Source organism: Pseudomonas sp. PA1(2017) (assembly GCF_001945375.1).
Classification (GTDB): Bacteria; Pseudomonadota; Gammaproteobacteria; order Pseudomonadales; family Pseudomonadaceae; genus Aquipseudomonas.
This window is the reverse complement of the sequence record NZ_MSXU01000001.1, coordinates 893,697-905,857: the sequence shown is the minus strand read 5'-3', so window position 1 is coordinate 905,857 and position 12,161 is coordinate 893,697. Positions and strand designations below refer to the sequence as shown.

8 protein-coding genes are annotated in these 12,161 nt (G+C 64.9%); 4 read left to right on the top strand and 4 right to left on the bottom strand.

Annotation, left to right across the window (positions count from 1 at the left end; all coding sequences use genetic code 11):
• Window positions 1-201: 201 nt before the first annotated feature.
• Window positions 202-2,619 carry a glucose/quinate/shikimate family membrane-bound PQQ-dependent dehydrogenase gene (locus BVH01_RS04090; RefSeq protein WP_075929073.1) on the bottom strand — a complete coding sequence of 806 codons (2,418 nt, stop codon included), beginning with the start codon at window positions 2,617-2,619 and terminating at the stop codon, window positions 202-204.
• A 206-nt stretch (window positions 2,620-2,825) separates the two neighbouring features.
• On the opposite strand from BVH01_RS04090, the gene BVH01_RS04085 reads away from it, so the two are divergent.
• The 4 genes from BVH01_RS04085 (at window position 2,826) to BVH01_RS04070 (ending at window position 8,194) form a co-directional block, all read left to right on the top strand.
• Window positions 2,826-3,575 carry an AraC family transcriptional regulator gene (locus BVH01_RS04085; RefSeq protein WP_075929072.1) on the top strand — a complete coding sequence of 250 codons (750 nt, stop codon included), beginning with the start codon at window positions 2,826-2,828 and terminating at the stop codon, window positions 3,573-3,575.
• A 213-nt stretch (window positions 3,576-3,788) separates the two neighbouring features.
• Window positions 3,789-4,706 carry a dihydrodipicolinate synthase family protein gene (locus tag BVH01_RS04080; RefSeq protein WP_075929071.1) on the top strand — a complete coding sequence of 306 codons (918 nt, stop codon included), beginning with the start codon at window positions 3,789-3,791 and terminating at the stop codon, window positions 4,704-4,706.
• Between the two features lie 213 nt (window positions 4,707-4,919).
• Entirely contained in the window at window positions 4,920-6,500 is a 1,581-nt protein-coding gene (locus BVH01_RS04075) for an aldehyde dehydrogenase (NADP(+)) (RefSeq protein ID WP_075929070.1), read from the top strand.
• A 380-nt stretch (window positions 6,501-6,880) separates the two neighbouring features.
• Window positions 6,881-8,194, top strand: a complete 1,314-nt coding sequence (locus BVH01_RS04070) for an MFS transporter (protein ID WP_075929069.1) — start codon at window positions 6,881-6,883, stop codon at window positions 8,192-8,194.
• A gap of 4 nt (window positions 8,195-8,198) precedes the next feature.
• Here BVH01_RS04070 and BVH01_RS04065 read toward each other — a convergent pair whose 3' ends face one another.
• From BVH01_RS04065 to BVH01_RS04055, 3 genes are read right to left on the bottom strand one after another with little or no spacing between them, the layout of a single operon-like run.
• Window positions 8,199-10,469, bottom strand: coding sequence for a TonB-dependent receptor (locus tag BVH01_RS04065; protein WP_075929068.1), 2,271 nt, complete (start codon window positions 10,467-10,469; stop codon window positions 8,199-8,201).
• A 20-nt stretch (window positions 10,470-10,489) separates the two neighbouring features.
• Window positions 10,490-11,710: an MFS transporter gene (locus BVH01_RS04060; RefSeq protein WP_075929067.1), complete on the bottom strand. Its 1,221-nt coding sequence runs from the start codon at window positions 11,708-11,710 to the stop codon at window positions 10,490-10,492.
• Complete coding sequence (locus BVH01_RS04055) at window positions 11,694-12,083, bottom strand: hypothetical protein (protein ID WP_075929066.1); 390 nt, start codon at window positions 12,081-12,083, stop codon at window positions 11,694-11,696. Before BVH01_RS04055 ends, BVH01_RS04060 begins: the two co-directional genes overlap by 17 nt.
• Between the last annotated feature and the right edge of the window lie 78 nt (window positions 12,084-12,161).

Here is a 12,161-nt window from a genome sequence, read left to right as displayed (position 1 = left end):
CGCGGCGAATGGTGCTCACGACGCCGCTTTTGCGGGATGGCCACAATCGCTTCGCCCCGGGTCGGGACTCCTACGGGCTGTGGATAACTCGACCATATGCACTTCGAGGTAGATTCGCTGCCGGATATCGACCAAAAATCGCCGACATGAAAAAGGCCGCATCCCTTCAGGGATGCGGCCTCTGCTACTACGCGGCTGAGCTTATGGCAGCGCGTAGGCGATCACGTAGTCACCGCGATCCGGCGACTGGCGCGCGCCGCCGGCGGTCACCACGATGAACTGCTTGCCGGTCTTCGGCGACACGTAGGTCATCGGTGTGCCCTGGCTGCCCACTGGCAGGCGCTGTTTCCAGATTTCCTTGCCCGTGCCGCTATCGAAGGCGCGCAGGTAGTAATCCTGGGTACCGGCAAAGAACACCAGGCCGGACTGGGTCGCCAGGGAGCCGCCCAGGGTCGGCATGCCGACCGGCATCGGCAGACGCATCTTGATGCCCAGCGGGCCGGTGTCCTGAACGGTGCCGACCGGCACCTGCCAGGCGATCTTCTGGGTCTTCATGTCGATGGCGGTCAGGGTGCCGAACGGCGGCGCCTGGCAGGGAATGCCGGCCAGCGACAGGAAGCGGTTCTTGTTGACCGCGTATGGCGTGCCCTTGAGCGGTACCGCGCCCATGCCGGTGTTCACCGCTTCACCGCCGGATGAAGCCGGGCCGCGGTTCTCTGCCGGAATCATCTGCACCCACAGGCCCAGGCGCATATCGTTGACGAAGATGTAGTCATTGACCGGGTCGGTGGACAGGCTGCCCCAGTTCATCCCGCCCAGGGAGCCGGGGAAACTCAGCGATACATCGGTGCCCGGCGCGGTGTACAGGCCCTCGTAACGCATTTGCTTGAAGCTGATGCGGCAGAGCATCTGGTCAAAGGGCGTGGCGCCCCACATGTCCGATTCGGTCAGGGTCTGCGCGCCGATCTGCGGCATGCCCACCGACCGCGGCTGCTCGAGCGCATATTGCTCGCCCTTGATGTCCGCGGCCTTGACCGGCACGTTGCGCACTTCGGTCAGCGGCTGGCCGGTGGCACGGTCGAGCACGTAGATCTGCCCGGCCTTGGTGCCGATCACCACGGCCGGCACCTTGCTGCCGTCAGCCTTGGGGAAGTCGATCAGGCTGGGCTGCATCGGCAGGTCGAAGTCCCAGAGGTCGTTGTGCACGGTCTGGTAGACCCACTTCTCCGCGCCGGTGGTGGCATCCAGCGCGAGAATGGATGCGCCGTACTTGTGGTTCAGCTCGGTACGCTCGGCGCCATACAGGTCGGTCGAGGAGCTGCCCATGGGCAGAAACACGGTGTTCATCGCCGGGTCGTAGGACATCGGCGCCCAGGAGTTTGGCGTGCTGCGCACGTAGCTCTGGCCGTCGGCCGGTGCCTGACGATCCTCGGGATTGCCGGGATCGAACGCCCAGCGCATGGCGCCGGTGACCACATCGAAACCGCGGATCACGCCGCCGGGCATGTCGGTCTGCACGTTGTCGGCCACACGGCCACCCACCACCACGGTGGTACCGGCCAGCAGTGGCGGCGAGGTGAGCTGATAATGCGGATCCGGCGCAGCACCCAGGCCAGCCTTGAGGTCGACCTGGCCGTTGTCGCCAAAGCCTTCGCACAGCGCGCCGGTATCGGCGTCCACCGCGATCAGGCGGGCGTCGATGGTATTGGTCAGCAGGCGGCGACGGCAGTTGGCGCCTTCGGCGATGGCCACACTTGGCACCGCGGCGGCGCCCGCAGCACTTGGCTGCTGCAGCGGCGCGTCGGCGTCGAAGTAGGCCAGGCCGCGGCAACGCTGCCACACCGAGGACTGAGCGTTGATGTCGTTGCGCCACAGCTCGCGACCACTGTCGGCATCGAGGGCGATAAGGTTGTTGTGTGGCGTGCAGATAAACACCTTGTCGCCGACCTGCAGCGGCGTCAGCTGGTCCTCGGCGCCATTGCCATTGCTTTCGGCCACGTCACCGGTGCGGTAGGTCCAGGCGACCTGCAGGTCCTTCACATTGGCTCGGGTGATCTGATCGAGCGCGGCGAAACGACTGCCGCCCGCAGTATTGCCGTAATGCTCCCAGTTCTTCTGCGCCTGGGACGGGTCGACAGGCTGCACGGCCGGGCCGTCACCGGTGGCCGCCACGGTGGGGTGAGGCACGAAGGTCGCGCCGAACCCGGCGATCAGCGCCACCGCCAGCACCGCGGCAAGGGCATAGGCGCCACGCCCGCCGTGATCGCCGGCGGCCTTTTTCAGCGTCGGATAGATCAGCGCCACGACTAGGGCGATCACCCCGAAGGTGAACAGGCGCGAGAACAGCGGCCAGAACACCAGGCCGACGTCCGCCAGGGCCCAGGCGACGGTGGCGAGCATGGCCAGCGCGACTACCCAGGCACCTACAGGCTTGCGCGCGGCGATCAGGCCGCCACCGGCCAGCAGCGCCAGGCCCATGAGCAGGAAATACCAGCTGCCGCCAAGGCTGGCGAGATAACCGCCGCCACCGACCAGGATGACGCCGACCAGGGCGATCAAGACGCCCACGATCAGCAGCAGTGCATGTGTGCCACCGGTGGCACGCTTACCCTCTTTCATCGTTCAATCCCATTTTTCGAAAGGCACGAAGACACGACATCGGCGCGGTTATCAGACGATAGCCGACGATGTGGTTGTGATAGTTGTATTCCTCATAGTTTGCACCGAAAAAGCTCACCTGACACCTAAAAATTAACCAGACGGTACATTTTCCGCAGCTCCTTCGAACACGCTAGGCTCAGCCTTTCAGTCATTTCCCGCACGCCATGCACAGCCCGCTGCCTACCGCCCTCTACGATGACTTGCCGACACTGCTGGGCAGCCTTAGGCAGATCGAACCGCTGTTCGATGCCATGCCCGAGGTGGTGTTCTTCATCAAGGACGCCGCGACCCGTTACGCCCTGGTCAACCAGACGCTGGTGCAACGCCTGGGCGCCAGGAACAAACAGAGCCTGCTGGGCATGACCGCCGAGCAGGTATTTCCGGCCAACTTCGGGCCGTCCTACACGGCGCAGGATCGGCGGGTGCTGAAGGACGGCAGCCGACTCGACGACCAGCTGGAGCTGCATCTCTACTACGGCAACCAGCCGATTTGGTGCCTGACCCACAAACTGGCGCTGCGCAACCCGGCAGGCGAGATCATCGGCCTGGCCGGAATTTCCCGCGATGTACAACTGCCGCAATCGAGCCACCCGGCGTACCCGAAACTGGCGGCGGTGGACGCCCATATCCGCGAGCATTTCGCCCGCCCCATCAGCCTCGCCGAGCTCACGGCATTGGCCGGACTTTCGGTGGCGCAGCTGGAGCGCCATTGCAAGCGCATCTTCCAACTCACCCCGCGGCAGATGATCCACAAGGCGCGCCTTGGAGAAGCCAGTCGCCTGCTGCAGCAGGACGTGCCGATCACCGAAATCGCCCTGCGCTGCGGTTACACCGACCACAGCGCGTTCAGCCGCCAATTCCGCGCACTGACCGGGCTGTCGCCCAGCCAGTTCCGCCTTTCCCACCAGCGCTAAATCCGGCGCGCCATCTCGGCGCAGTAGCGATCAAAGCGCTCCTTTACGTAACACGCGCGCAGCAACCAGCGCTTAAGCTGGAAAGGCAGGCGCTTGTTCATGGGGCTTGCGACGCCGATGCGAACAGGCACAGGCATTGCTTAAGAAAAATCGTATACGAAATACTTTACGGCAGCCCATTTGCCGCAATCGCGCAACGATCTGGAGCCAAGCATGAGCAGAGCAGTCGACTGGAGCGGCGTTTTTCCTGCCGTTACCACCCAATTCAACGACGATTTCACCATCAACCTCGAAGAAACCCACAAGGTAATCTCCAACGTGATCCGTGATGGCGTTTCGGGCCTGGTGGTATGTGGCTCGGTGGGCGAGAACACCTCGCTCAGTGCAGACGAGAAGATCGCCGTCACCGAAGTGGCAGTGGACGCCGCCAAAGGCCGCGTGCCGGTAATCTGCGGCGTCGCTGAATTCACCAGCGTCACCGCCGCGAAGACCGCCAACCTGGTGCGCCAGGCCGGTGTCGACGGGGTGATGCTGATGCCCGCCCTGGTCTATGGATCCAAGCCCTATGAGACAGCCGAGCACTTCCGCTACGTGGCCCGGCATGCCGATGTGCCGTTGATGGTTTACAACAACCCGCCCATCTACAAGAACGACGTGACGCCGGACATCCTCATTTCCCTGGCCGACTGCGACAACGTGGTGTGCTTCAAGGACAGCTCCGGCGATACCCGGCGCTTCATCGACGTGCGTAACGAGGTCGGCGACCGCTTCGTGCTGTTCGCAGGACTCGACGACGTGGTGCTGGAAAGCCTCGCCGTCGGCGCCGAAGGCTGGGTGTCAGGGATGAGCAACGTGTTCCCCAAAGAGGGCGAAACCATCTTTCGCCTGTGCAAGGCCGGCCGTTTCGCCGAAGCCATGCCGATCTACGAATGGCTGATGCCGATCCTGCACCTCGATGCCCGCGCCGACCTGGTGCAATGCATCAAGCTCTGCGAGGCCATCGCCGGTCGCGGCCGCGAGCTGACCCGCCCGCCACGCCTGCTGTTGCGCGGCGAGGATCGTGCCCATGTCGAAGCGATCATGGCCAAGGCGTTGGCGAATCGCCCCGTATTGCCGGATGTCGGTCTGTAACGTGATGAGCCGAGTTGCCGACGCGCCTGGCGTCGGCAATTTCCGACCCTGTGACGCGGCTGCGCCGTCTAGTACGGGCGATGACGCAGCGCCCGGCCGACACGCAGCAAAACGGCGGCGTTAAGTTGCGTCAGCAGACTTGCGCAACTTATCAGACATCGTACAATCAAAGCCTTTCCGTACGTGTTCATACGTCCTCAACAGGAGCTAACAATGCCCGCTACCATCGGCCACAACATCATCGGCGGCGCGTTCAGCGCAGCCGGCTCCGTCGTTCACAAGAGTCATGACGCTACTACTGGCGAAGCCCTGCCCTACGACTTCATCCAGGCCACGCCCGAAGAAGTCGACGCCGCCGCCAAGGCAGCCGCTGCTGCCTACCCGACTTACCGCAGCCTGTCCGCCGCCAAACGCGCCGAGTACCTCGATGCCATCGCCGACGAGCTGGACGCCCTGGGTGACGAATTCGTCGCCACCGTAACCCGCGAAACTGCCCTGCCGACCGCCCGTATCCAGGGCGAGCGCGGCCGTACCAGCGGCCAGATGCGCCTGTTCGCCAAGGTGCTGCGCCGCGGCGACTTCTACGGTGCACGCATCGACCGCGCCCTGCCGGATCGCCAGCCGCTGCCGCGCCCGGATCTGCGCCAATACCGCATCGGCCTCGGCCCGGTCGCCGTGTTCGGCGCGAGCAACTTCCCGCTGGCCTTCTCCACTGCTGGCGGCGACACCGCCGCCGCCCTGGCCGCCGGCTGCCCGGTGGTGTTCAAGGCCCACAGCGGCCACATGACCACTGCCGCCCACGTTGGCGAAGCCATCCTGCGCGCCGCCGAGAAAACCGGCATGCCCAAAGGCGTGTTCAACATGATTTACGGTTCGGGCGTTGGCGAGGCGCTGGTCAAGCACCCGGCCATCCAGGCCGTCGGCTTCACCGGCTCGCTCAAAGGCGGTCGCGCCCTGTGCGACATGGCAGCGGCACGCCCGCAGCCGATCCCGGTCTTCGCCGAGATGAGCAGCATCAACCCGGTCATCCTGTTGCCGGAAGCCGCCAAAGTCCGCGGCGAGAAAATCGCCGGCGAGCTGGCCGGTTCCGTGGTCATGGGCTGCGGCCAGTTCTGCACCAACCCGGGCCTGGTGATCGGCATTCGTTCGCCGGAGTTCAGCGCCTTCCTGGAAAGCTTCACCGCCAAGATGGCCGAGCAGCAGCCGCAAACCATGCTCAACGCCGGCACCCTGAAGAGCTACGTGAAAGGCCTGGAAGCGCTCAACGCACATTCGGGCATCACCCACCTGACCGGCGCTCAGCAGGAAGGCAACCAGGCCCGTCCGCAGCTTTTCAAAGCTGACGTCAGCCTGCTGCTCAATGGCGACGAGCTGCTGCAGGAAGAAGTCTTCGGCCCGACCACCATCGTCGTCGAAGTGGCCGACAAGGCCGAGCTTCTCAAGGCCATCAACGGCCTGCATGGCCAATTGACCGCCACCCTGCTCACCGAGCCGGGCGACCTGGCCGGCAGCGAAGAGCTGTTCGCGCTGCTCGAACAGAAAGTCGGCCGCGTGCTGTTCAACGGCTACCCGACTGGCGTGGAAGTCTGCGACTCCATGGTGCACGGCGGCCCGTACCCGGCGACTTCCGACGCCCGCGGCACCTCGGTCGGCACCCTGGCCATCGACCGCTTCCTGCGCCCGGTTTGCTACCAGAACTGTCCAGATGCCCTGCTGCCGGAGGCGTTGAAGAACGCCAACCCGCTGCAGATCGCCCGCCTGGTGGATGGCGCCAGCAGCCGCGACGCGCTGTAAGCGCCCGCCGCCTCGCTGGAGAAAGCCGACCTCAGGGTCGGCTTTTTTGCGGGCGGTGGTTGCATTGCGCAACCCGGATGTCGCTGCGCTCGACCCGGGCTACGAGGTTCAAGATCATGCACCTGGCCTTATGTGGGAGCGCGCCATGCGCATCAGCTCGTAGGGTGGATAACGCGAAGCTTATCCACCAGCGATCACGCCGCGAGCGAATTGAATTGCCAGCCTCAAGGCGCTTGCGCGAAAACCCTGTCGCTCACGACTACCCTCAGGTCGCACTCGAACCCCGCCATACCCGGCGAGCCACGTAGGTTATCCACAGATGGACGCCAAGGCCCGAGCCAGGCGCGTCCGCACGTTGGAGCAATCGCGCGGAGGCCGCCATGAGCGTCACGACTTATCCACAACCGGCTACACCGGTCGACTTGCGCATCCTGCGCAAAGTGATCGCCGCTTCGGCCATCGGCAACTTCGTCGAGTGGTTCGACTTCGCGGTCTACGGCTTTCTTGCCGTGACCATCGCCTCACTGTTCTTTCCGCCAGGCAACCCGACCCTGGCCCTGCTGCAGACCTTCGCGGTGTTCGCCGTATCGTTCGCGCTGCGTCCACTGGGCGGCATCGTGTTCGGCATTCTTGGCGACCGCATTGGCCGCAAGCGCGTGCTGTCGATCACCGTATTGCTGATGGCCGGCGCCACCACCCTGATCGGTCTGCTGCCCACCTACGCCAGCATCGGCCTGGTCGCCCCGCTGCTGCTGGCCCTGGCGCGCTGCCTGCAGGGCTTCTCAGCCGGCGGTGAATACGCTGGCGCCTGCGCCTTCGTCATGGAGCACGCGCCCACCGAGCAGAAGGCGCGTTACGGCAGCTTCGTGCCGGTATCCACCTTCGCGGCGTTCGCCTGCGCTGCCGGGCTGGTGTTCGGCCTGGGTTTCTGGCTGGACGAAACACAGATGCAGGCCTGGGGCTGGCGCGTGCCCTTTCTGATTGCCGCACCACTGGGCCTGGTCGGTTTGTACATGCGCCTGCGCCTGGATGAATCGCCAGCCTTCCAGGCCCTGGCCGCGCAAGCGCACCCGGAGCACTCGCCACTGCGCGAAACCCTGCGTGAGCACGGCGCCACCGTGCTGTGCCTGTCGGCGTTCATCTCCGCCACGGCGCTGTCGTTCTACATGTTCACCACTTACCTGACCACCTACATGCAGGTGGTCGGTGGCGCGGCCAGGCCGACCGCCCTGCTCGCCAGCCTGGTGGCGCTGTTCTTCGCCGCCCTGCTGTGCCCGTTCGTGGGCCGCTACTCGGATCGCGTCGGCCGTCGGCGCACCATCCTCACCGCTGGCATCGCACTGATCGTCGCCGTCTACCCCGCCTTCACCCTGGCTGCTTCCGGTACCCTGTGGGCCTCGGCCATCGGCGCCATGCTGTTGGCCGTCGGCGCGGTGATCTGTGGTGTGGTGACCGCCGTGCTACTTTCCGAGCAGTTCCCCACCCACGTGCGCTACACCGCGTCGGCGTTCACCTACAACCTGGCCTACATGGTGTTCGGCGGCACTGCACCACTGGTCGCCACCTGGCTCATCGAAGTGACCGGCAACCGCATGTCGCCGGCCTTTTACCTGATCGCCATCGCCCTGCTGGCGCTGGCCGGCGGCCTGGCGCTGCCGGAATCGTCGAAGCGCTCGCTGGACTATCAGCCGTGAACGATCAGTACGCCACCGAGTAGCTGAGGCCGAAGGTACGACCCTGCGCCGGCAGGCTGGAGATAGCGCCGTAAGTGGCTGCCGCCTGCTGGCCGTAGACGGTCTTGTAATCGCGATCGGCCAGGTTGTAGACGCCGAAGCCGACCTCGCCGCCAAGCCAGGGCGCGTGGGCGATCAGGTCGACCACGGTGTAGCCCTGGATCTTGGTCGCCGGCGTTGCGCGAATGGTCGGGCTGATCGCGGCGGTACGGGCATCGTCGTAGGCACGGTCGCTACCGCCCACGGTCAGCGTCTGCAGACGTACGCCATAGCCGTCGGCGAAACGCCAGTCACTGTAGAGGGTGGCCTTGAGCGGCGAGACCCGGAAGGCGTTCAGTTCGCGCCAGTCGCCGGCAGCGTCCTTGTACTGGCCACGGGTGTAGGCCAGGGTGCCGCCCAGGGTCCAGCGCTCGGTGACGGGCACCTGCAGGTTGCCCTCGGCGCCCCACACGCGCTCGTCGGTGTCGGCCACCGAAACGCTGAAGTCACGGTTGAACTGCACCACCTTGTCGGAGGTGTTGTAGAACGCGGTGACCCCGGCATTCACGCCGCTGGCTTCGCCGATGCGCCAGCCCAGTTCGTAGTTGTTCACCTTGATCGAGTCGATGCTGCTGCTACCGATCACGAAGTTGGCTGGCACGTCACGCAGCATGCGCTGGGTGTCGGGCAAGCTGAAGCCCTGGGAGAAGTTGGCGAACACCTGCTGGGCATCGGTCAGCGCATACACGGCGCCGAGATTGAACAGGGTTTCGCTGTGGCGCACGTTGCCGCCCTCGAGGGTGCGCGCCTGGTAGCCAGCCACGCTGGCAGCGGTGACCGCCTCGCCATAGGGGATGGAATCGTCCACCTCGTTGCGGATGGTTTCGCGGCGCACCCCGGCCTGCAGGCTCAGGCGCTCGGTTAGCTGGTAGTCGCCCTGCAGGAACAGGCCGGTCTTGCTCACCTCGACATCCGGGCCCATGGAGGAGCGATAGGTCTCCCGGTAATTCAGGCCATTGCTGGCGAAAAAGCGATTGAAGTCGTAGAACTGGCCGTCCTGACGATCCTGCTCACGCTCGTGATCGAGGCCGTAGGTCAATTGCAGGTCGCGCCCGCCCAGGGTGAAGCCCTTCTGCAACGCGGTGCGCAGGCCCCACACGTCGATATCGGTGCTTGATTGCAGCACCACGTTGGCCACGCCACCGGGCAGCGCGGCGTTCGCTGCACGACTGGCAAAGGGGAACCAGCGCGACTTCTCCTTGCGGTAGTAAACCTCGACCGCCAGTTGCTGGCCGCCAAACAGGTCGCGGTTGAGGTATTGCAGGTTGGCGCCGTAATGGCGGGTGCGTGGCTGGTCATCGAGCTGCAGGCCGTCCACCGCTTCATGGCTGGGCTGGTAGTTGGGCACCAGCAAGGCCGACAGGTTGGGGCCGTAGTCCGGGCCGTAGTCGCTGTCCTGTTCGTCGTCGTAATAGCGCACGCCGCCGCTCAGTTGCTGGTCATCGTCGAGATGCCAGGTCAGGCGGCCGTTGAAGTCGACGCTGGTGGTGTCCTGGCGGTCGGTCTGGGCGATTTCCGGGCCGACACGATCACCATGGGCGTCGCGGATCTCGCCCTGCTTGGTGTAGCCCAACCCCGCGAAACCACTGACCGCGCCCTGATGGAAGGCGGCGGTCTGCGAAGCCTCGTAGGCCATCGCGTCACGGGCGGCGCGACCTGGGGTGCGCAGGCCGATACGGCTGCTGAAGTCGCTGGTTTCGTCGTCGGCGTTGCGGGTGATGATGTTGATCAGGCCGCCGGTGGCACCAGCGCCATAGATGCTGGTGGCACCGGAGATCACCTCGATGCGCTCGATCATCGCCGGGCTGATGCTATTGAGCTGGCGCGAACCGTCACGGGAGACGGTCAGCGGTACACCGTCGATCATCACCTGTACGGTACGCCCACGCATGGTCATGCCGTAATTGCTGGTGGTGCCGCTGCTCGGCGCCAGCGACGGCACCAACTGGCCGAGGATATCGGCGGTGGAACGGCCAGCCGCCGCTTGCTCGGCGATCTGCTCACGTTCGATGCCGTAAACCGTGCCGGCGATCTCGGCGATGCGCTTGGCCGAACGCGTGGCCGTCACCACCATCGGCTCCAGCTCCTGGGCCTGGCTGCCGCCAACTCCCGGGCGCTCACCACTCTGCGCGAACACCTGGGCACTGACCGCCAGACTCAAAAGCGTGACCTGCATGGATGCCGAAAGATGCCGCATGATGTTCCCCTGTGGATAAGTTACGAAGCGAAGCCGGAAGAAAGTTTTTTGATGAGCGGTTTGCAGACCAGCACGCTGAGCACCGACAGGCCCCCCAGCAGCAGGTAATAGCTTGCGTAGCCCAGCCCCTTGGCCAGGAACCCGGACAGCGAGCCGCCGATGAAGAACACCAGCAACTCGAAGCACACCAGCACGGTGAAGTCGGTACCGGCCTGCTGACGCGAACACAGACGCATGAACAGTGCATAGAGGCTGGTCATCGCCATGTAGCGCAGTGCCAGGGTCGCCAGCACCACCAGGCCGAGCCAGGGCGTCGAGGTGGCCGCCAGGCCGCTGGCCAGCAAAGCGGCGAACAGCAGGTAGATGCCGCTGCGCCACCAGCCGGCGCGAATCAGCAACACCTCGGGCGCCTGGGTCTTCAGCGCCCTGGCGGTCAGCACCGCCGCCAACAGGCCGATGCTGGCACCGGCTACCGACATCAGCACGCCGATCTGTGCCAGCGACCACTGCTGGTCCACCAGCAGTGGCGTGAGCATGGCCATGGCCGGCGCCTCGACCGCCCGGTAGAGCAGGATCAACAACAGCGCCCAGCGCATTTCCGGGCGTCGCAACGTGTGAATGAAACTGGGGCGCTCGGCGGCCTGTGAATGACGTTCTTCGACGCGTGCCACTGCCAACATGGGCAGTGCGGCCAGCGCTGCCAGAGTCAACAACGCGGTCTGCCAGCCAGCGGCCTGATACAGCCAGAGCACGCCGGCACCGCCGAGCATGCTGCCCAGAGCCACGCCCATACTCTGCGCCATGCTTCCCAAGCGGTGTTCCTCGGTCGCCAGCGACTCGACCGTATAGCCGTCGATGGCGATGTCCTGAGTCGCGGCGAACGTAGATATCCACAGGCCGATCAGCACGAACAGCAACAGGCCATGCTCGAGCCCGCTCACCGCCAGGGCCAGCAGGCCGGCCACCAGGGCTGCCTGGGTCAGCCACAGCCAGCTGCGGCGCCGGCCGAGTGCATGCAGGTAGTAGCGGTCGACCAGCGGCGCCCAGAGAAACTTGAACGCCCAGGGGATGTACAGCAGGGCGAGCATGCCGATCCAGCGCAGATCGACGCCCTGGCTGCGCAGGATGGCTGGCAGCGCCACGTTGAAGAAATACAGCGGTAACGCGTGAGCCAGGTAGAGCACGACGATGACCGCCAGGCTCAGCCGCGTTACCGGCGTGAAGTCATTGGGCTGTTGCATCGCTCACCATGCGCTCGGCGATCCATTGAAAACCCTGCTCACGTTCCAGGGTCACGAAATAAGGCACTCCCCAGGCGGCGTGCAGCGCCGGCGCATCCAGGCGCTGGCGCTCTTCGGCATCGGCGGCGATACGCACCAGGCCATGGCAGCAGGTCTGGAAACTCGCCTTGTGACGTTTGTACCAGGCGCCCTGCACGGCGCGATAACCCTCGGCCAGACAGGCACCGGCCTGGGTGCTGGAGATGAAGTAGAACGGCTGACGGCGAGCAATCAGGCGCTCGATGTGCGCCAACCAATCGCGAATGTCGTCGAGGCTGACGTCGTCTGCGAAGACGGCCTCGACCACGGCCGTTTCCGTAATGAACAAACCCATTGCCGCAGTATTCCTCTGAGCGATTCTGATGCAGCCCAGCAGGCTGCAAATACATTGCACATGAGAATAATTCCGAAC

Bases quoted from the DNA above. Each gene is read 5' to 3' on its own strand.
- BVH01_RS04090 (WP_075929073.1), bottom strand. From the start codon at position 2,619: ATGAAAGAGGGTAAGCGTGCCACCGGTGGCACACATGCACTGCTGCTG.
- BVH01_RS04085 (WP_075929072.1), top strand. From the start codon at position 2,826: ATGCACAGCCCGCTGCCTACCGCCCTCTACGATGACTTGCCGACACTG.
- BVH01_RS04080 (WP_075929071.1), top strand. From the start codon at position 3,789: ATGAGCAGAGCAGTCGACTGGAGCGGCGTTTTTCCTGCCGTTACCACC.
- BVH01_RS04075 (WP_075929070.1), top strand. From the start codon at position 4,920: ATGCCCGCTACCATCGGCCACAACATCATCGGCGGCGCGTTCAGCGCA.
- BVH01_RS04070 (WP_075929069.1), top strand. From the start codon at position 6,881: ATGAGCGTCACGACTTATCCACAACCGGCTACACCGGTCGACTTGCGC.
- BVH01_RS04065 (WP_075929068.1), bottom strand. From the start codon at position 10,469: ATGCGGCATCTTTCGGCATCCATGCAGGTCACGCTTTTGAGTCTGGCG.
- BVH01_RS04060 (WP_075929067.1), bottom strand. From the start codon at position 11,710: ATGCAACAGCCCAATGACTTCACGCCGGTAACGCGGCTGAGCCTGGCG.
- BVH01_RS04055 (WP_075929066.1), bottom strand. From the start codon at position 12,083: ATGGGTTTGTTCATTACGGAAACGGCCGTGGTCGAGGCCGTCTTCGCA.